This window comes from Vibrio glycogenivorans, assembly GCF_051660965.1.
Classification (GTDB): Bacteria; Pseudomonadota; Gammaproteobacteria; order Enterobacterales; family Vibrionaceae; genus Vibrio.
Map to the genome: position 1 here is coordinate 45,806 of NZ_JBPVIS010000011.1, position 18,048 is coordinate 63,853.

Consider the following 18,048-nt stretch of genomic DNA (forward strand, 5'->3'; position numbering starts at 1 on the left):
TTAGCCAAGATCGCCAAAGCGAACTTGTAGGGCTGTAATTGCTGTTAGGGCGGCAGTTTCGGTTCTTAGTACTCGTGGCCCTAGCAGGGTTTCTTCAAAATTATAATTATGGGTCATCTCGATCTCTTCACCGGTAAGTCCCCCCTCAGGTCCAATCAATAGGCGGACTTTCTCAACTGGGGTTGGTAGGGTGTTGATCGAATACTTGGCGCGTGGGTGTAAGTTTAATTTAAGACCATCAAAGTCCTCATTACACCATGCCTCGAGCTGCATTATCGGGCGAATCTCAGGAACGCGATTTCTGCCGCACTGCTCACAGGCTGCGATGGCGATCTTCTGCCATTGAGCCAGCTTCTTCTCAAATCGCTTTTGATCTAGCTTGACGCCGCAGCGCTCAGACAGCAGTGGCGTGATGGTATTCACCCCAAGCTCAACCGATTTTTGAATGGTAAACTCCATTTTATCACCGCGTGAGATCACCTGACCAAGGTGCAGATCCAGTGGCGACTCGATATCCACTTCGTTGCGCGCAGTGACGTTGACGCTAACCAGTTTCTTGCTGATCGCAGAGATGGTGGCTGGAAACTCGGCACCACTGTTATCAAACAGCAGCACCTCTTGACCCTCTTTCATGCGCAGTACGCGGCCGATATGTCCGCTAGCATCTTCACTGAGGTTAAGCTCACCAAGGGCATGAATGGTTTGTGGGTGAAATAGTCGAGGTACGCGCATAGAGCAGAGTCCAAATTAAAAGCTTATCGAATTCTAATCATTCTAACATGGTTGCTCATGGCCTGAAAAACAAGGGCTTGTGGGGTATTCGATTAAGAAAGCTGCTTGCCAGTATGCTGCAGGGTCTCTTGGCAGCGGCCACAGCGGTAGAGTGCTTGATTACGCTGAACTTTATTGTGTCGACGAATGCTAAGAGCATGCTGACTGCAGCGGCACTGATACTCAAAGGTTTTGCCTTGAACTGAGGTAACATCAAACGAGTGAGTGGTTTTAGGCGCAAGCCCAAACACCTGTGACATGATCATTTGCCACTCTTTACCGTGCGGTCTGACGCGACCAAATAAGCGGTAGCAGAGCAGGTGTGCCAGCTCATGCGGGATCACCTCCTCGATGTAGGCCTGCGGGTTTTCAGCAAATAAAATCGGATTAAGACGGATCTCCCACAGCTGCAGGTAGGCTTTGCCCGCTGCCTTACCGCGCAGTTGGTAGCTCAGTTTTGGCGTTGGAAAGGCGTGTTTAAAATAGCGCTGTGCTTGTTCTAGACAATGTGCCAGCTGGGTACTGGCTTGCTGATGAAGGTGTTGGTCTAACAAAATAAAAGCCTCGAGTTAACTCGAGGCTAGGATACACTGATTTGATCAAGAGCCAAGCTCTGACTAGTCGTGGTGTTTCTTTTTGATCGTGGCGTGGTAGCCGTGCCAGGTGCCGTAACCGAGGATCGGCATGGTAAATAGCATACCGATACCGTAGGTCGCAAAGCCGAGCAGGATCCCACCACCGATGATCCCTGCCCAAACCACCATTGCGCCAATGTTGCTGCGCACGGCATTTACGCTAGTGAACACCGCCGTCATCATATCCACGCGCCGCTCCATCATCAGAGGGATAGAGAAGGCCGAGATACTAAACACCACCGCCGCCAATATCGCGCCAACCACTGAGCCGATAATTAGGAACGGCAAGAAGTCACTCAATGGTGCCCCCTGAACCGAGGGGTAGAGGGCATGCAGCAGCGCCGCAATACGCATCCAGAAAATCATCGCCACAGCTAAAAGAACCGCAAATGCCCACTGTGAGGATGAGTTGCGTCCAATTGCCTTCATTGAGTGCATCAGGCTAGCGCGGCGCCCTTTTTCTCGCTGCCAGCTAGCGTCGTATAAACCGAGTGCCAGAAACGGACCTATCAACATGTAAACGATAAGACTCGGTAGAATAACCAAATGGGTTCCCTGAGCTTGAACCAGCATAACGATGCCGATCGCCGCCGCCATAAAGCACAGGCCGTAAAAGGCGCTGATGATCGGCATGCGAATAAAGTCATGAAGCCCCTGTGCTAGCCAATGAAATGGCGCAGAGGTAGAGAGTTGATTACACGGTATAGTGCGCGCGTACTCTTGGTCAGACGGCTTATTTTTACTATCGAAGTCTGACGATTGGTATGTACGAGGCATGCTTCCTCCTTGATGCGTTTACCCTAACTATTCTATTTATCTAACTAGGTGCTGGGGCCAAGCATTGGCACCCAATGCAACCGATATCCTGTATACGGTGCAAGGCGGCACAAAGGACAACAAACCATCATGTCGATGCAGAGACTGCGTCACACGCAATATCACCAGTGCTAGTAGGTGTTTGTGCGCGCAGTGATATAACTATTGATGGGGATTAGGGAAAATTCAAATCTAACTCACAAAAACTTCATAGATGAAGTTTCAGGGGCGGGGAGCGAGTACGGGCGAAGCCCTACGAGTAGCGAGTAGATTGGTGGGCGTGGGAAGCCAGCTGGGTATTTTGGAGCTGAACACAGAGTGGAAGTTTAGCATAGGGGAGAGCAGTGTGATTGAGATGTGACGATTATTAAACCGCGCACTAGACTCCTCGCCCCTCGGAACGAAGTGAAACCCGCACCTCGCCCCTAAAATAAAGCCCAGCGAGGAGCTGGGCTTTTGGGAAAAAATTATTGGGCTTTATTTTATTTAATGCCAGCAAACTCACGCAGCATTGCTGCCTTGTCTGTTGCTTCCCATGGGAACTCTTCGCGGCCGAAGTGACCGTATGCTGCGGTCTTTTTGTAGATTGGCTGAAGAAGGTTCAGCATCTCTTGTAGGCCGTATGGGCGTAGGTCGAAGTTTTGGCGTACTGCTTCGATGATGATCTCGTGTGGTACTTTTTCAGTGCCGAACGTCTCAACCATGATTGAAGTAGGATCTGCTACACCGATAGCGTAAGACAGTTGGATCTCACAGCGGTCTGCCATGCCAGCGGCAACGATGTTTTTCGCTACGTAGCGTGCTGCGTATGCTGCAGAGCGGTCAACTTTTGATGGATCTTTACCAGAGAAAGCACCACCACCGTGACGCGCCGCGCCACCGTAGGTATCAACGATGATCTTACGACCGGTTAGACCACAGTCACCCATAGGACCGCCGATAACGAAACGACCGGTTGGGTTGATAAAGAAATTGGTCTCTTTGTTGATCCACTCAGAAGGTAGTACTGGCTTGATGATCTCTTCCATTACCGCTTCACGCAGGTCAGGCGTTGAGATTGAATCACAGTGTTGAGTCGATAGAACGACTGCATCGATACCAACGATCTTGCCTTGGTCGTACTGGAACGTTACCTGAGACTTTGCGTCTGGACGTAGCCAAGGTAGGGTGCCGTTCTTACGCACTTCCGCTTGCTTTTGTACTAGGCGGTGTGAGTAGGTGATCGGAGCTGGCATTAGGATGTCAGTTTCGTTGGTCGCGTAACCGAACATGATACCCTGGTCGCCCGCGCCTTGCTCTTTCGGGTCTGACTTATCAACACCTTGGTTGATGTCTGGCGACTGTTTACCTATGGTGTTTAGAACCGCACAAGAGTCTGCGTCAAAGCCCATATCAGAGTGAACATAGCCAATCTCACGCACGGTTTCACGCGTCAGCTCTTCGATATCAACCCATGCAGATGTTGTGATCTCACCACCAACCATAACCATGCCGGTTTTTACGTAAGTTTCACAAGCAACACGTGCTTTCGGATCTTGCTCAAGAATTGCGTCTAGAACGGCATCTGAAATTTGGTCTGCAATTTTATCTGGGTGACCTTCTGAAACTGACTCAGAAGTGAATAGGTGCTTAGCCATGAGAGCTCCACTTTTTAGCGATCGATTATAGCCGTACCTCACTGCCCAAGTTGGCATCGCGGCTATCAAGGAAATTCATTTTGTAGGTGTTTCTACATCTAGACGTCTATTCTAGTTTTCAACATCTGAATTACAAGTGATTTTTGACATTAATTCCAGTTAATCGTTTGCGTAAATTGCTACAAAAAGTAGGGGTATTAACTGGAGCTGGACTCAAATTAGGTAAGTAAACGTTTGCAGAGTCAGGTGCCCTCTGCGACAATACCCCGCGCTGCAATGCAGCTTGGTAAACTCTTTCTCTTTTGCACATGCACTCAGGAGCAGTAATGTCGTCTCGTAAACATCTAGCTAATGCAATCCGTGCCCTAAGCATGGATGGTGTTCAACAAGCAAACTCTGGCCACCCAGGCGCGCCTATGGGTATGGCTGATATCGCTGAAGTTCTTTGGCGTTCTCACCTAAACCACAACCCAGCGAACCCAGAGTGGGCAAACCGCGACCGCTTTATTCTTTCAAATGGTCACGGCTCAATGCTGATCTACTCTCTACTGCACCTCAGCGGCTACGAGCTATCGATTGACGATCTGAAAAACTTCCGTCAACTGCACTCAAAAACTCCGGGTCACCCAGAGTATGGCTATGCACCTGGCGTTGAAACGACAACCGGTCCTCTGGGCCAAGGCATCACCAATGGTGTGGGCATGGCGATCGCTGAAAAAGCGCTGGCGGCTCAGTTCAACAAAGAAGGCCACGATATCGTTGACCACTTCACTTATGTCTTCATGGGTGATGGCTGTCTGATGGAAGGCATCTCGCACGAAGCATGCTCACTGGCGGGTACGCTGGGTCTTGGTAAGCTGATTGCGTTCTGGGATGACAACGGTATCTCTATCGATGGTGAAGTTGAAGGCTGGTTCTCTGACGACACGCCTAAGCGTTTTGAGTCTTACGGCTGGCACGTAATCCCAGCGGTTGATGGTCACGATCCTGAAGCGATCAATGCCGCTATCGAAGCGGCGAAGGCAGACCCTCGTCCAACTATTATCTGTACCAAGACCATCATTGGTTTCGGTTCGCCTAACAAGTCTGGCTCACACGACTGTCACGGTGCGCCACTAGGCCACGAAGAAATTGCCGCGGCACGTGAATTCCTAGGTTGGGAACACGGTCCGTTTGAGATCCCATCAGACGTTTACGCGCAGTGGGATGCAAAAGAAGCCGGTCTTGCTAAGCAAACTGCTTGGGAAGAGAAGCTAGCAGCGTATGAAGCGGCTTACCCAGAGCTAGCGGCTGAGTTCAAGCGTCGTGTTAATGGCGAGCTACCAGCTGAGTGGGAAGAGAAAGCGAACCAAATCATCGCTGATCTACAAGCAAACCCAGCCAACATCGCTTCACGCAAAGCTTCACAGAACGCGCTTGAGGCATTTGGTCAAATGCTGCCAGAGTTTATGGGCGGTTCAGCTGACCTAGCGCCTTCAAACCTGACCATGTGGTCTGGCTCTAAGTCGCTAGAAGCGGACGACTTTGCGGGTAACTACATCCACTACGGTGTGCGTGAGTTCGGCATGACAGCGATCATGAACGGTATCGCTCTGCACGGTGGTTTTGTCCCTTACGGTGCAACCTTCCTGATGTTTATGGAATACGCGCGTAACGCAATGCGTATGGCGGCACTGATGAAAGTGCAAAACATCCAGGTGTACACGCACGACTCTATCGGTCTAGGCGAAGATGGCCCAACTCACCAACCGGTTGAGCAGATGGCTTCACTACGCATGACGCCAAACATGAGCACATGGCGCCCATGTGACCAAGTTGAGTCAGCGGTTGCTTGGAAACTGGCGATTGAGCGCAAAGATGGCCCAACATCGCTAATCTTCTCGCGTCAAAACCTAGCGCAGCAAGAGCGCAGCGCTGAGCAAGTCGCTAACATTGCTAAGGGTGCTTACATCCTGAAAGACTGTGCAGATAAGCCTGAGCTTATCCTAATCGCAACAGGCTCTGAGGTTGAGCTAGCGGTTGAAGCGGCAGCACAACTTACTGCGGAAGGCAAGCAAGTTCGCGTAGTATCAATGCCATCAACGGATGCATTCGATAAGCAAGATGCGGCATACCGCGAAGAAGTTCTGCCATCAGATGTGACTGCTCGCGTCGCAGTAGAAGCGGGTATTGCGGACTTCTGGTACAAGTACGTTGGCTTTGACGGCCGTATCATCGGTATGACGACCTTCGGTGAGTCTGCACCAGCCGGTGAGCTATTTAAGATGTTCGGCTTCACCACAGAGAATGTGGTTGCAACAGCAAAGGAACTATTGGCATAAGCCGCGGATTAGCTTAATCTCGCTCTCGCGCTAATACAGCCTATAATATTGAAAAGGCCAGAGTCGCAATCGTGACTCTGGCTTTTTTTATATACCCAAGTCAGCGCCTTGGCTGCAACCTAAGCAAATCTTGCTGAAACTGCACCTTGAGGCTTATTGGGTATACGCTGCATAACATCGGCCATAAAAAAAGAGCCAAGCAGTTAAATAAGAAAGTAAATAAAGCCAAGAGAGTAAATACAAGGATGAAGCTATCAATAGCGGGTTTGTGGCAGGTCTCGCCACTGACCGATCTAACCATACCTCAGGACGACATCTGTTTTCCTGCCAAGCTAAGTCAGGTGTTGCCCAGCACCCTCACTGAAGAGGTGATCAGCCAGCAAGAGTGGCACCTGATGCATGACATTGAACTCGATCGTGAACTCTCTTCTCCAGCTATCGACTTAGTACTGGATAAAGTCTCACACTACGCCGAGGTGCGAGTGAATGGGGTCGCGGTCTATGACTGCCATGGCGATGAACAAGAGTATCGCAAGGATATTCGCAGCTATCTGCAACCGGGGCGAAATCGTTTTGAGATCCTATTTCTGGCTCACGACGAGGACTGGCTACTCGAGGAAGAGCAGCAAAATAGCCACCACGTCGGCGGGTCAATACAGCCGATAGGTATTCATAGCGAGCCTTATCTGCACTGCATGACCAATGTGCGCCTTAATCAGGTTGAGGTTGAGCAGGTTTGGCATCACGGCGGCGGGTGTGAGGTGCTGGTTCATCTAGATTACCAAGCCCTACAATTTGGCCTAGTTTCTGTTGGAGTGCAGTTTAATGGTGTCACACTTCAGTTGCCGGTCGATATGCGCGCCTCCCGCTTAACCGCACTGTTTCAAGTCGAAGCTCCACGGGTCACTTGTCCCAAAGAGCCCCAAAAGCATCCTTTGTGCGTGTACATTGAGGAACACTGCTACACGTTTTCAGTGGCACTAGCTCCAGACCAAGCTCCTAGACGGTTCAACCTATCTACTTAAATACAGGCTCGAGGAGCGGGTTACACTTCGTTCCGGGGAGCGAGGACAATTCACGTATGATTAATTCCTCGCACCTCGTAGGGCAAAGCCCGTCCCCGAACCTCGAACCTCGCGCCTGTTTTTAAGCCGCCTGATGACGTAACCAGATGCGTTCGTGGAAGTAGTAGGCGATCGTGTTACAGGCGGGTTCAATCGTGGCGATGATGCTGCCTATCAAGATATCGCCGGTTAATAGGTAAGCGACGCTAAAGGCGACGCTGAAATGAACCACGGCGAAGCTGACGGTTTTGATTTTGGCGGATTGAGCTAGGCGGCGTAATGCGTGCAACGTACTCCACACTCGTTCATGAAAGTAGAAAGCCACCGTGTTGACCATGGGCTCAATCATGGCGATCAAGCTGCCTAAGATGATGTCACCAGTAAGTATGTAGCCAACGCTGAAGGCGATAAAAAAGTGGATTGTGGCAAAGCTGATGGTCTTTTTCATGATGATACCTTTACTTTTCTTTCTGACCTGCAATTATTATTGATAATCGTTCTCATTTAGTAAAGTAAAAAAAACCTATCGCTTCGATAGGCTTTTGTCATCACCATGGAGACACCGGGGCTTTGATTAGCCGAACGGTTTGACCACTAGAACGTTAATGTTTGAGTTCTGAACCACCTTACTTGCCACAGAGCCAAGAACGGTATTGTCGAGCTTTGAGCGCTTGTGACTCGGCAGGACGATTAAATCGGCTCCCAATCGCTCGGCATAGTCCAAAATGGTCCGGTAGGTTTTTCCCTCGGCGACATGGGTCTTGTACACCAACTCGTCAGGCACATGCTGGTCAGCAAACTGCTTCAGTTGCTTGCGTACATCGGCCTTCATCTTCGCCGCGGCATCTTTAGGGAAATAGCTCGCGACCATCGAGGTGTGGATGCCAGGTAAAACATTCAGTAGGTGAATTTGTGCGCCAGACTGCTTGGCGTGCCAAATTGCCAAGTGAAGGGCTTTGTCACTAAAGCCCTGATCATTGAGGTCTACAGGTACAAGAATTTGCTTGAACATGATCTCTCTCTTTTTCACTGAGGGCTCACTGGTTTTGTTGAGCCCGTATAATCAGGCGAGGGTCTGTTGACGTCGCGCCCGGCGCAATTGATTCCAACCAAGCAGCATGACGAGCAAGAACGTGGGTACAAATACCCACTCCTTCATAGGACGCTGAGCTTTTTGTACAATCGATTTGATCTCCCAATCAAAATCAATACCCGCAGCCTCTGCTGGGCTGCCAAACTCCACCATATCAACAATCAACTTGCCTTCATCTTCGATGAGCATCAGCCCCATAGAGGAGATGCGATCCTCTGCGCCAACGGCTTTATCATCAAACGGCAGCTTGACTGTCCTTTCGACAAAGCGACCGTCGAGCGTTTCTCCTGCCACCTCTAAACGCACCGCTTGGCCAATTGGTAAGGACTCAACCACTTGGCTGAGCTCCGAGCCGGGGCGAATGTCTTGCGCAGGGTAGATCATGTCCCACCAAAAACCTGGCCGGAAGAAGCTGAATGTCAGCGCGAGCAGCAAGATGGTTTCCCACCATTTATTGCGTGTGAACCACCAGCCTTGGGTAGCGGCAGAGAACAGCAGCATTGCGATCACTGATGAGATGATGGTCAGCAGCAAATGCCACCATGAATCGATGCCCATCATGAGCAGCTGGGTATTGAACACAAACATAAACGGCAAGATCGCAGTACGTATATCGTAGGTGAAGCCTTGGATACCGGTGCGGATAGGATCCGACTTGGCAATCGCTGCAGCGGCAAAGGCGGCCAAGCCTACTGGCGGCGTATCGTCGGCAAGAATACCGAAGTAGAAGACGAACAAGTGCACCGCGATGAGTGGGATGATCAAGCCATGTGCTGCGCCAAGCGTGACGATCACTGGCGCCATCAGCGTAGAAACCACGATATAGTTGGCCGTGGTTGGCAGACCCATGCCCAAGATCAAGCTGATGATCGCAGTGAAGATCAGCACGAGAATGATGCTACCGCCAGAGATGTACTCGACAAAATCGGTCATTACCAGACCAATACCCGTCAGCGTGACCACGCCAACAACGGTGCCCGCGGCCGCAGTGGCCACACCGATACCTATCATATTGCGTGCCCCATTGACGAGGCTCTCAACTAGGTCAATAGCGCCGGCCTTGGCTTGCTCGACAACACCACCGGTTTGCGCCATTAATGCTATCAATGGTCTTTGCGTTAGGAGGATAAAGATCATAAATACCGTTGCCCAAAACGCAGATAGGCCCGGTGAGAAGCGCTCTACGGTTAAGCACCATACCAGTACGACAATAGGCAGCAAGAAGTGCAGGCCAGACTTGATGGTTGGGCCGGGATCGGGGACCTCAGTGAGCTCGGCATCAATCTCAATATTGCCATCCTCAATATGGTTGGCGGATACCTTAAGCAGGGCGAGATAGGCGATAAACAGGGCAACGGTAACAATCGGGGTTGCTGCTGCGCCAAACACATCCTTAGTCCAGCCAACGCCGTAGTAGACTGCCGCGCTGATAACACAAAGACCCAGTATCGTTGCAGAGAAGGAGAGCAGGCTTTGCAGTAGCGTGGGGTTGTGACGACGGGGTAATCCGGTCATGCCCGCTTTACACGCCTCAAGGTGAACGATGTAGATCAGTGCAATATACGAGATAAGCGCTGGCAGTAGTGCCGCTTTGATTACCTCAACGTACGAGATACCGACATACTCGACCATCAAAAATGCCGCAGCTCCCATGATAGGTGGCGTTAGCTGACCATTGGTCGATGCCGCTACCTCAACAGCACCCGCTTTGGTGCCAGGGAAGCCGACGCGCTTCATTAGAGGAATGGTAAAGGTACCAGTGGTCACAACGTTGGCGATGGAGGAGCCTGACACCAGCCCTGATAAACCTGAGGCGACGACGGCCGCTTTCGCTGGGCCGCCTTTCATGTGACCAAGCAGTGAGAAGGCAACCTTAATAAAGTAAGCACCCGCGCCAGCACGCTCGAGCATGGCACCAAACAGGACAAACAGGAACACAAACGAGGTTGAGACGCCCAGTGCAACACCAAATACCCCTTCGGTGGTGAGCCATAGATGAGACATCGCCTTGTTGAGACTTGCCCCTTTGTGGGCAATGACATCGGGCATATGTGGCCCGCCAAAGGTGTAAAGAAGAAAGACCGCGGCAACCACCATCAGTGGCGGGCCGAGAGCGCGGCGAGTCGCCTCAAGCAGCAGCACCATACCAATGACGGCAAAGACAATATCTGGGGTGGTTGGCGCGCCTGAGCGCCCGGCTAATTCGGTATAAAAAATGTAGATGTATGCGGCTGAAAAACTGCCGGCGAGTGCCAAAATCCAGTCAAGCAGTGGGATATGATCGCGTGGCGAGCGTTTGAGCGCAGGGTACGCGGTAAACGCGAGAAAAATCGCAAACGTGAGGTGGATGGATCTTGCTTGGGTGTCATTGAGCACCGCAAAATTGAAGATAAATGGTAGCGGTGAGGCATACCAGAGTTGGAATAGCGACCAACAAAGCGGAACTACCCACAGAATGCGTCCCGCTATGCCGCGCGGGTTTCGAGCGCCGGTATCGGCTTGCGCGACCATCTCTTGCACATCTTGAGACGGAGAATTATTCGTCGTCATTTACTCTTCCTTGTTATTGTTCGCGTTTGGAATGAATATTTGAGTTACGGCCCATGGGTGCTTACTTCCAGTGTAGTGAATGGCACCCCGTTTTGCTTCGAACATGTGACTAAACGTGTGATCCCAAATGGATCAAAGGCGTTGGCGCCTTTTTATAAGGAAATAGTGAATCCCTATTTGCACGCTAGATACTAGGTTTTAGTCAGATAGGAAAACAACAAAGGCGAGCTACGCTCGCCTTTAGAGGTCTGATGGCCTATTTAATTAGACCGACCTCTCGGTAGTACTGCTCCGCACCTGGATGAAGTGGGATCGACAGACCCGCTTGTACCATGTCCTCTTTCTTCAGGTTGGCAAAAGCAGGGTGAAGGCGCTTGAAGGTGTCAAAGTTCTCGAACACCGCTTTAGCGACGTTGTACGCAACGACATCTGGAACATCCGTGGTGGTGACCATGGTCGCGGCGACACCAAAGCTGTTGACGTCTGCGTCATTACCTCGGTACATACCAGCCGGCACAGTGCTATATGCGTAATATGGGTTTTCGGCAACGATTTTATCTATCTCAGTGCCGGTGGCAGAGACAAGCTTCGCATCACATGAGGTTGTTGCTTCTTTGATCGAGCCATTTGGGTGGCCGACCATATAGATAAAGGCATCAATCTTGTTGTCACACAAGGCTTGAGAGCGCTCGGAGCCCTTGAGCTCAGAAGCAAGCTTGAAGCTATCGTTGGTCCAGCCCATTGCGTCCATGACCACACCCATCGTCGCGCGGTCACCTGAGCCTGGGTTACCGATATTAACGCGCTTGCCTTTTAGGTCTGCGACGTTTTCGATCCCTGAGTCAGAGCGAGCAATGATGTTGAAAGGTTCAGTGTGCAGAGAGAACATCGCACGCAGATTTTTGTACTCGCCTTGGTCAGCGAACTTACTGGTGCCATTGTAGCCATGATATTGCCAGTCAGACTGTACGACGCCAAAGTCCAACTCACCGGCGCGAATCGTGTTGACGTTGTAAATTGAGCCGCCAGTGGACTCAACCGAACAGCGAATGTTGTGCTCTTTACGTCCATTGTTGACCAGTTTACAAATTGCACCACCCGTAGGGTAGTAAACACCCGTCACTGAGCCTGTGCCAATGGTGATGAACTCCTGTGCATTGACCGCTCCAGCTCCCATGACGGCGGCAGCGATTGCCCCTACTTTAATCAGCTTTGTAAATGCCATGAATTTTCCTTCCTTTAATTCACGATTAGTCCCAAATTAAGTGTAGTAATTCTGGTAGTTCCCGGTTTGGGAACGGCATCTTTTCACATCAGAGTGATGAAAAAGTGAACTTAACAGTAACAAAAAGCGACATGAAGTTACATGGCTGTAAAGAATGGCAACGAAAAGTTCACCCCTATCGTTGTGCAGAAAAGAGTTTAATCATGATTTAATATTGTTTTAATTCAATGGCTTAATCTTGAGTGCTAAACTGGCGCGGCGATTGTGTGACTTGAGAGGTTTATCACACAAAAACACCTGAGCTGAAGGAAGGGGAAGGCAACTGCGGAATAGGTGGGTTTAATCCCGCAGTACTAGTAGCAGGATGGATTAGCCAGTGTACTCAAACAGTTCACACACCGAACTATAGAGCTGCTCGGTTGAAACTGTGATGGTTGGCGTAATAAAAATGGTGTCATCACCGGCAACCACGCCAAGAATACCCTCTGATTTACCCAGTGAGTCGAGTAGGCGAGCGATCAATTGCGCCGCTCCTGGGCCGGTATGAATGACCACCAAAGCGGTGTTGCGGTCGATATCCAGAACTAATTCACGCAGTGAACTCGATACGGTAGGCACGCCCAGTTCGGCAGGTAGGCAATAGACCATTTCCATCTTGGCATTGCGGGTACGAACCGCGCCGAATTTGGTCAGCATGCGCGACACTTTTGATTGGTTGATATTCTCAAAGCCTTCGTGTTTTAGGGCATCAACAATATCACCCTGAGAGCCAAACCGTTCTTCCTTTAACAGGGCTTTAAAAGCACGCACTAAATTGTCTTGTTTGTCAGAATTTCGCATCGTCATATCTTTCTAAATGTCATTACATGCATATTTTCGCATAGATATTCAGATAATAACAATTCGTTTAACAAATTCTGTCTATGGGGTCACTGCAAAGCTCGCGCTTACACGGCAATATGGTTGAAAAGTAGTCGAGGAATACAGCAAAGTTTTCGGCAAGTTAGTGCGGATATGGTGTTGCGCGAGGTCGCAAATGGCAGGTTAGAAGTTTGTAACTATTTTGTATTTACACTAGCTTGGATCAAAAAGAATACCCTACAAACCTTAAATTAAAAGAGTGATTCTCAAGGAGAAACTACCATGAAAGTAGCCGTTATTGGTGCCGCAGGTGGCATCGGTCAAGCCTTAGCTCTATTACTAAAGAATCGTCTACCAGCAGGCTCAGACCTGGCGTTATACGATATTGCTCCTGTTACCCCCGGTGTCGCTGCTGATCTGAGTCATATACCTACTCCTATCTCCATCAAAGGTTATGCTGGTGAGGATCCCACTCCAGCCCTTGAAGGCGCTGAAGTGGTGTTGATCTCAGCCGGTGTGGCTCGCAAACCTGGCATGGATCGCGCTGATCTATTCAATGTGAATGCCGGGATCGTTAAGTCACTGGCTGAAAAGATTGCTCAGGTGTGTCCTAAAGCCTGCGTTGGGATCATCACTAATCCGGTTAATACCACCGTTCCCATTGCGGCCGAGGTGCTGAAAAAAGCGGGTGTGTATGACAAGCGTAAGTTGTTTGGCGTGACAACCCTAGATGTGATCCGCTCTGAGACCTTCGTTGCGGATCTTAAAAGCAAAGATCCAGGTGAGATCCGTGTACCGGTCATTGGTGGCCACTCTGGCGTGACTATCTTGCCACTACTTTCCCAAGTCGAAGGGGTCGAGTTTACTGATGAAGAGGTGCAAGCCTTAACTAAGCGCATTCAAAATGCAGGCACGGAAGTGGTTGAGGCCAAAGCGGGCGGTGGCTCCGCGACCTTGTCGATGGGCCAAGCTGCATGTCGCTTTGGTTTGGCTTTGGTTCGAGCCATCCAAGGTGAAGAGGGCGTGGTAGAGTGTGCCTATGTCGAAGGTGAAGGAGAGCACGCACCTTACTTCGCTCAGCCAGTCAAGCTGGGTAAAGAGGGGGTTGAAGAGGTATTGAGTTATGGCCAATTGAGCGATTACGAGGCATCAGCGCTTGATGGCATGCTAGAAACGCTGAATAGCGATATTCAAGTCGGTGTTGATTTTATTAAATGATCCCTCAATGAGCACGCAAAGCCGGCTGATAAGGTCGGCTTTTTGATCCTGTCGCTTTGATCTATGTGGGACTAAGATCGTAAAGAGATCAGGGTTAAGTTAGGCGGAGGCGTCAAGATGGAAAGCAAACATGTGCATAGTGGAATGATAGTCGAGTCCCAGCAGGGGATTGCCAAGGTTCTGGCCAAGGACAAAGAGACAGAAATGGTGCTGATTGAGACCCAAGAGAGCCAAGAGCAGTTCGCTGTGCATTGCCAAGAGTTGTCAGAGAACCCTCAGCTGCACTCAGGATGCGATAAGTACTATTGATTTACCCCATCCAACACTGCCAACAATACGTGCTGAAATAGACTAGCAAGAGAGCCATTTGGCTCTCTTGTTCTATCTAGGTCAGGCGTTGCGGTGCACAGCAAGGTGGGCGATGTGTATCAGTGCCTGCTTATATTCCGAGTCAGGGATCACACATAGCTCAGCGATCGCCTTATCAGCCTCGTCCAGCGCTTTCTGGCGAGTGAAATCGAGCGCGCCAGTCTCTTCCATCGCTTGCAGGATCTCATTGAGACACTGCATGCCGTTAGAGGACTCGATGGCTTCACGGATCATCACCCTTTGAGCATCACTACCGTGTTGCATCGCATAAAGTAACGGCAGGGTAGGCTTACCCTCGGCCAAGTCATCACCGACGTTTTTACCCATAGACTCACCATCTGAGGTGTAGTCCATGACATCATCAATAAGCTGAAAAGCGGTGCCCAGATAGCGGCCATAGTTTTGCAGCGCAAGCTCAACCTCGGGGGAGGCCTGGTTGAGGATCGCACCGATCTGGGTTGCCGCCTCAAACAGACGCGCGGTTTTTGAGTAGATAACCTGCATATAGTTATCTTCGGTGGTGTTAGGATCGTTACAGTTCATTAACTGCTGCACTTCACCCTCAGCGATCACGTTGACCGCATCGCTCATTAGCTTGAGGATCTTCATTGATCCTAGCTCTGTCATCATCTGAAAAGAGCGAGTGTAGATGTAGTCACCGACTAACACACTGGCGGCATTACCAAACGCGGCGTTGGCGGTGGCTTTACCACGACGTAGGTCTGATTCATCGACCACATCGTCGTGCAGAAGTGTCGCAGTGTGAATAAATTCAACAAAAGCGGCAGCGAGGGTGTGTTTCTCTCCTTGATACCCTAGGGCACGCGCAGACAGTACCGCAAGCAGCGGACGTATACGTTTTCCACCCCCACTTACGATGTAGAAACCGAGTTGGTTAATGAGCGAGACATCGGAATCGAGCTGAGCTTGGATGGTTTCGTTCACTTTTGCCATGTCATCGGCGGTAAGGGCTTGGATGGCTTTAAAATCCATTGTAATTCCGGCTAAATTGAGAACCTGCAAGGCTTGTCATTAGAGTTATCGCTGAATAATACACTAAAAATCGTTGATTAATATATGACTAAAAGGCATGATCGCGGCACTTTTGATGGGCGATTAGCTTTTCGCCAATTTTTTTCAAATATGGCTTGTCATAGGTGCGTCCTTTCTGTAGAATCTGCGCCCTATTGATGATTAGTTTAGCGCACACCCACTTGCCCAAATAAACGGCAACAGGCTGTGCGGAAAAAGCGGAGTAAAATATGTACGCTGTTTTCCAATCTGGTGGTAAACAACACCGTGTAAGCGAAGGTCAAACTCTTCGTTTAGAGAAATTAGACGTTGAAACTGGTGCAACTGTTGAATTTGATAAAGTTCTTCTTGTTGCTAACGGTGAAGACATCACAGTTGGTGCACCTCTTGTAGAGGGTGGCAAAGTTGTAGCAGAAGTTGTACAACACGGTCGTGGCGATAAAGTTAAAATCGTTAAGTTCCGTCGTCGTAAGCATTCTCGCAAGCAAGCTGGTCACCGTCAGTGGTTCACTGAAGTGAAAATCACTGGCATCAACGCTTAAGTTTTAGGAGAGTTTAACAATGGCACACAAAAAAGCTGGTGGTTCTACTCGTAACGGCCGCGATTCAGAAAGCAAACGTCTTGGTGTAAAGCGTTTCGGTGGTGAATCTGTTCTTGCAGGTAACATCATTGTTCGTCAACGTGGTACTAAGTTCCACGCTGGTACTAACGTAGGTATCGGTAAAGACCACACTCTATTCGCTCTTACTGAAGGTAAAGTGAAGTTCGAAGTGAAAGGTCCTAAAAACCGTAAATTCGTTAGCATCGAAGCTGAGTAATTAAATCTTTGATTTAATTAGTTAAAAGCTTTCAAGCTGAATTCAAAAGCCCTGCCGATTCGGTGGGGTTTTTTATTTATGCAAAGCGAATTAATACTAAGGCACTCTGCAAAGAGTCCCTCATTATTGGTTCCTAATACCAAGCCAGTGAGCATACCCCTAACCGTTGGTTTTGTCGGTGAGCTCGAGAGTCTGGCACAGGTGGCAGAACGATCTGAGATCTTAGGTGATCGATCTGATATTGGGATCTGCTAGAATTTATATCATTCTTTGGCAACGACGTGCCACAGAGATGATATTTGCAACGCAGCTACACACATGTAGCAATTGGGCGGAGTAAGAGATGAAATTCGTTGATGAAGCGGTAGTAAAAGTTCAAGCCGGTGACGGCGGTAACGGTATAGTGAGTTTCTGGCGTGAGAAATTCGTTACGAAAGGTGGCCCAGATGGTGGCGACGGCGGTGACGGTGGTGATATTTACATCCAAGCGGACGAGAACCTAAATACCCTAATTGATTATCGTTTCCAGCGCTTCTATGAAGCAGAGCGCGGTGAAAATGGTCGCGGCGGTAACTGTACCGGTAAGCGCGGCAAAGATAAGGTAATGCGTGTGCCTGTGGGCACGCGTGCGGTGGACATCCACACTAACGAAATCGTTGGTGAAGTTGCCGAGCACGGCAAGAAAGTGATGGTAGCAAAAGGCGGCTGGCATGGCTTGGGTAACACCCGATTTAAGTCTTCCGTTAACCGTGCGCCACGTCAAAAGACACTGGGTACTAAAGGCGAAATCCGCGAGCTACGTCTAGAGCTATTGCTTTTGGCTGATGTGGGTATGCTTGGTTTGCCAAATGCGGGTAAATCAACCTTTATCCGTGCGGTGTCGGCGGCGAAGCCGAAAGTGGCAGACTACCCATTTACCACTCTGATCCCAAGCTTGGGTGTGGTGAGTGTCGTACCTGAGAAGAGCTTTGTTGTTGCTGATATCCCAGGTCTTATCGAGGGTGCGGCTGATGGCGCGGGGCTGGGTATTCGCTTCCTCAAGCACCTAGAGCGTTGTCGCGTTCTTCTGCACATGATTGATATCATGCCTATCGATCAATCGGATCCGGTGCAAAATGCACTGACCATTATCGATGAGCTTGAGCAATACAGCGAGAAATTGGCGGGTAAACCGCGCTGGCTAGTATTCAACAAAACGGATCTAATGCCAGAGGAAGAAGCCAACGAGAAGATCCAAGAGATCCTCGATGCACTCGGTTGGGAAGAGCAGTACTTTAAGATCTCTGCCATCAACAAGATGGGCACCAAAGAGTTGTGCTATAAACTCGCTGACTTTATGGAAGCACTTCCGCGTGAGGAAGAAGAGATCAGTGAAGAAGAAAAAGTTAACTTCATGTGGGATGACTACCACAAAGATGCTATGGCGGGTAAAAACGTCGTGTCTGAAGATGACGATGACTGGGACGAGTGGGATGACGATGAAGATGACGGCCACGTTATCTGGGTTCGCGAATAACCCTCACCTCAATCAAGCTTATTGCTGAAAACTAAAAAACCGCTTAATTGCGGTTTTTTTGTACCCAAATCATGGCGGTGACTGGAAAATCGAGTATAACAGCCCCGTGGTAATGGATTTG

General features: G+C 49.8%; 17 protein-coding genes. 7 read left to right on the forward strand and 10 right to left on the reverse strand.

Going from position 1 to position 18,048, the window contains the following annotated elements; all coding sequences use genetic code 11:
* From rsmE to metK, 4 genes are all read right to left on the reverse strand, one after another.
* Positions 1–732 (reverse strand): 16S rRNA (uracil(1498)-N(3))-methyltransferase, encoded by a 732-nt coding sequence (rsmE, locus tag ACSTTG_RS19095; protein ID WP_438475839.1) that lies wholly within the window; start codon positions 730–732, stop codon positions 1–3.
* 92 nt (positions 733–824) lie between these two features.
* Entirely contained in the window at positions 825–1,325 is a 501-nt protein-coding gene (locus ACSTTG_RS19100) for a SprT family zinc-dependent metalloprotease (RefSeq protein WP_438475840.1), read from the reverse strand.
* 63 nt (positions 1,326–1,388) lie between these two features.
* The gene (locus ACSTTG_RS19105; protein ID WP_438460457.1) at positions 1,389–2,183 is read right to left on the reverse strand and encodes a DUF2189 domain-containing protein; all 795 of its coding nucleotides are present in this window, start codon (positions 2,181–2,183) and stop codon (positions 1,389–1,391) included.
* A gap of 521 nt (positions 2,184–2,704) precedes the next feature.
* A complete protein-coding gene (gene metK / locus ACSTTG_RS19110; protein ID WP_438460456.1) occupies positions 2,705–3,859 on the reverse strand; it encodes a methionine adenosyltransferase in 1,155 nt (384 codons plus the stop codon).
* Positions 3,860–4,185: 326 nt separating this feature from the next.
* Between metK and tkt the strand changes: the two genes are divergently transcribed.
* Together tkt and ACSTTG_RS19120 are read left to right on the forward strand one after the other, a co-directional pair.
* Positions 4,186–6,180, forward strand: coding sequence for a transketolase (tkt, locus tag ACSTTG_RS19115; RefSeq protein WP_438460455.1), 1,995 nt, complete (start codon positions 4,186–4,188; stop codon positions 6,178–6,180).
* Between the two features lie 245 nt (positions 6,181–6,425).
* Positions 6,426–7,205: a glycosyl hydrolase 2 galactose-binding domain-containing protein gene (locus tag ACSTTG_RS19120; RefSeq protein ID WP_438475841.1), complete on the forward strand. Its 780-nt coding sequence runs from the start codon at positions 6,426–6,428 to the stop codon at positions 7,203–7,205.
* Positions 7,206–7,326: 121 nt separating this feature from the next.
* Here the strand turns inward: ACSTTG_RS19120 and ACSTTG_RS19125 are convergent, their stop codons facing one another.
* The 5 genes from ACSTTG_RS19125 to argR form a co-directional block, all read right to left on the reverse strand.
* On the reverse strand, positions 7,327–7,692 hold the full coding sequence (locus ACSTTG_RS19125) for a DUF2061 domain-containing protein (RefSeq protein WP_438460453.1): 366 nt from the start codon (positions 7,690–7,692) through the stop codon (positions 7,327–7,329).
* Between the two features lie 126 nt (positions 7,693–7,818).
* On the reverse strand, positions 7,819–8,256 hold the full coding sequence (locus ACSTTG_RS19130; RefSeq protein ID WP_438460452.1) for a universal stress protein: 438 nt from the start codon (positions 8,254–8,256) through the stop codon (positions 7,819–7,821).
* Positions 8,257–8,307: 51 nt separating this feature from the next.
* The gene (locus ACSTTG_RS19135) at positions 8,308–10,887 is read right to left on the reverse strand and encodes a TRAP transporter permease (RefSeq protein ID WP_438475842.1); all 2,580 of its coding nucleotides are present in this window, start codon (positions 10,885–10,887) and stop codon (positions 8,308–8,310) included.
* A gap of 256 nt (positions 10,888–11,143) precedes the next feature.
* Complete coding sequence (locus ACSTTG_RS19140) at positions 11,144–12,112, reverse strand: TAXI family TRAP transporter solute-binding subunit (protein ID WP_438460450.1); 969 nt, start codon at positions 12,110–12,112, stop codon at positions 11,144–11,146.
* A gap of 369 nt (positions 12,113–12,481) precedes the next feature.
* Positions 12,482–12,952, reverse strand: coding sequence for a transcriptional regulator ArgR (gene argR / locus ACSTTG_RS19145; protein WP_438460449.1), 471 nt, complete (start codon positions 12,950–12,952; stop codon positions 12,482–12,484).
* Positions 12,953–13,255: 303 nt separating this feature from the next.
* On the opposite strand from argR, the gene mdh reads away from it, so the two are divergent.
* Both mdh and ACSTTG_RS19155 read left to right on the forward strand, forming a co-directional pair.
* A complete protein-coding gene (gene mdh, locus ACSTTG_RS19150) occupies positions 13,256–14,191 on the forward strand; it encodes a malate dehydrogenase (protein ID WP_438460448.1) in 936 nt (311 codons plus the stop codon).
* A 117-nt stretch (positions 14,192–14,308) separates the two neighbouring features.
* On the forward strand, positions 14,309–14,500 hold the full coding sequence (locus ACSTTG_RS19155; RefSeq protein ID WP_438460447.1) for a hypothetical protein: 192 nt from the start codon (positions 14,309–14,311) through the stop codon (positions 14,498–14,500).
* 81 nt (positions 14,501–14,581) lie between these two features.
* Here the strand turns inward: ACSTTG_RS19155 and ispB are convergent, their stop codons facing one another.
* The gene (gene ispB, locus ACSTTG_RS19160) at positions 14,582–15,553 is read right to left on the reverse strand and encodes an octaprenyl diphosphate synthase (RefSeq protein WP_438475843.1); all 972 of its coding nucleotides are present in this window, start codon (positions 15,551–15,553) and stop codon (positions 14,582–14,584) included.
* A 269-nt stretch (positions 15,554–15,822) separates the two neighbouring features.
* Here ispB and rplU point away from each other — a divergent pair, with 269 nt between their 5' ends.
* The 3 genes from rplU to cgtA all read left to right on the forward strand — a co-directional run bounded on the left by rplU (position 15,823) and on the right by cgtA (position 17,927).
* A complete protein-coding gene (gene rplU / locus ACSTTG_RS19165) occupies positions 15,823–16,134 on the forward strand; it encodes a 50S ribosomal protein L21 (protein WP_438460445.1) in 312 nt (103 codons plus the stop codon).
* Between the two features lie 19 nt (positions 16,135–16,153).
* Positions 16,154–16,411: a 50S ribosomal protein L27 gene (gene rpmA / locus ACSTTG_RS19170; RefSeq protein ID WP_004409945.1), complete on the forward strand. Its 258-nt coding sequence runs from the start codon at positions 16,154–16,156 to the stop codon at positions 16,409–16,411.
* A 343-nt stretch (positions 16,412–16,754) separates the two neighbouring features.
* Positions 16,755–17,927 (forward strand): Obg family GTPase CgtA, encoded by a 1,173-nt coding sequence (cgtA, locus tag ACSTTG_RS19175; RefSeq protein WP_438460444.1) that lies wholly within the window; start codon positions 16,755–16,757, stop codon positions 17,925–17,927.
* The last annotated feature ends 121 nt before the right edge of the window (positions 17,928–18,048 follow it).

Excerpts from the sequence above, each read along its gene's own strand:
- argR (WP_438460449.1), bottom strand. The coding sequence starts at position 12,952 with ATGCGAAATTCTGACAAACAAGACAATTTAGTGCGTGCTTTTAAAGCC.
- rpmA (WP_004409945.1), top strand. The coding sequence starts at position 16,154 with ATGGCACACAAAAAAGCTGGTGGTTCTACTCGTAACGGCCGCGATTCA.
- metK (WP_438460456.1), bottom strand. The coding sequence starts at position 3,859 with ATGGCTAAGCACCTATTCACTTCTGAGTCAGTTTCAGAAGGTCACCCA.
- ACSTTG_RS19105 (WP_438460457.1), bottom strand. The coding sequence starts at position 2,183 with ATGCCTCGTACATACCAATCGTCAGACTTCGATAGTAAAAATAAGCCG.
- ACSTTG_RS19140 (WP_438460450.1), bottom strand. The coding sequence starts at position 12,112 with ATGGCATTTACAAAGCTGATTAAAGTAGGGGCAATCGCTGCCGCCGTC.
- rplU (WP_438460445.1), top strand. The coding sequence starts at position 15,823 with ATGTACGCTGTTTTCCAATCTGGTGGTAAACAACACCGTGTAAGCGAA.
- cgtA (WP_438460444.1), top strand. The coding sequence starts at position 16,755 with ATGAAATTCGTTGATGAAGCGGTAGTAAAAGTTCAAGCCGGTGACGGC.
- mdh (WP_438460448.1), top strand. The coding sequence starts at position 13,256 with ATGAAAGTAGCCGTTATTGGTGCCGCAGGTGGCATCGGTCAAGCCTTA.
- ACSTTG_RS19120 (WP_438475841.1), top strand. The coding sequence starts at position 6,426 with ATGAAGCTATCAATAGCGGGTTTGTGGCAGGTCTCGCCACTGACCGAT.
- rsmE (WP_438475839.1), bottom strand. The coding sequence starts at position 732 with ATGCGCGTACCTCGACTATTTCACCCACAAACCATTCATGCCCTTGGT.
- ACSTTG_RS19125 (WP_438460453.1), bottom strand. The coding sequence starts at position 7,692 with ATGAAAAAGACCATCAGCTTTGCCACAATCCACTTTTTTATCGCCTTC.
- ACSTTG_RS19130 (WP_438460452.1), bottom strand. The coding sequence starts at position 8,256 with ATGTTCAAGCAAATTCTTGTACCTGTAGACCTCAATGATCAGGGCTTT.
- ACSTTG_RS19135 (WP_438475842.1), bottom strand. The coding sequence starts at position 10,887 with ATGACGACGAATAATTCTCCGTCTCAAGATGTGCAAGAGATGGTCGCG.
- tkt (WP_438460455.1), top strand. The coding sequence starts at position 4,186 with ATGTCGTCTCGTAAACATCTAGCTAATGCAATCCGTGCCCTAAGCATG.
- ACSTTG_RS19155 (WP_438460447.1), top strand. The coding sequence starts at position 14,309 with ATGGAAAGCAAACATGTGCATAGTGGAATGATAGTCGAGTCCCAGCAG.
- ispB (WP_438475843.1), bottom strand. The coding sequence starts at position 15,553 with ATGGATTTTAAAGCCATCCAAGCCCTTACCGCCGATGACATGGCAAAA.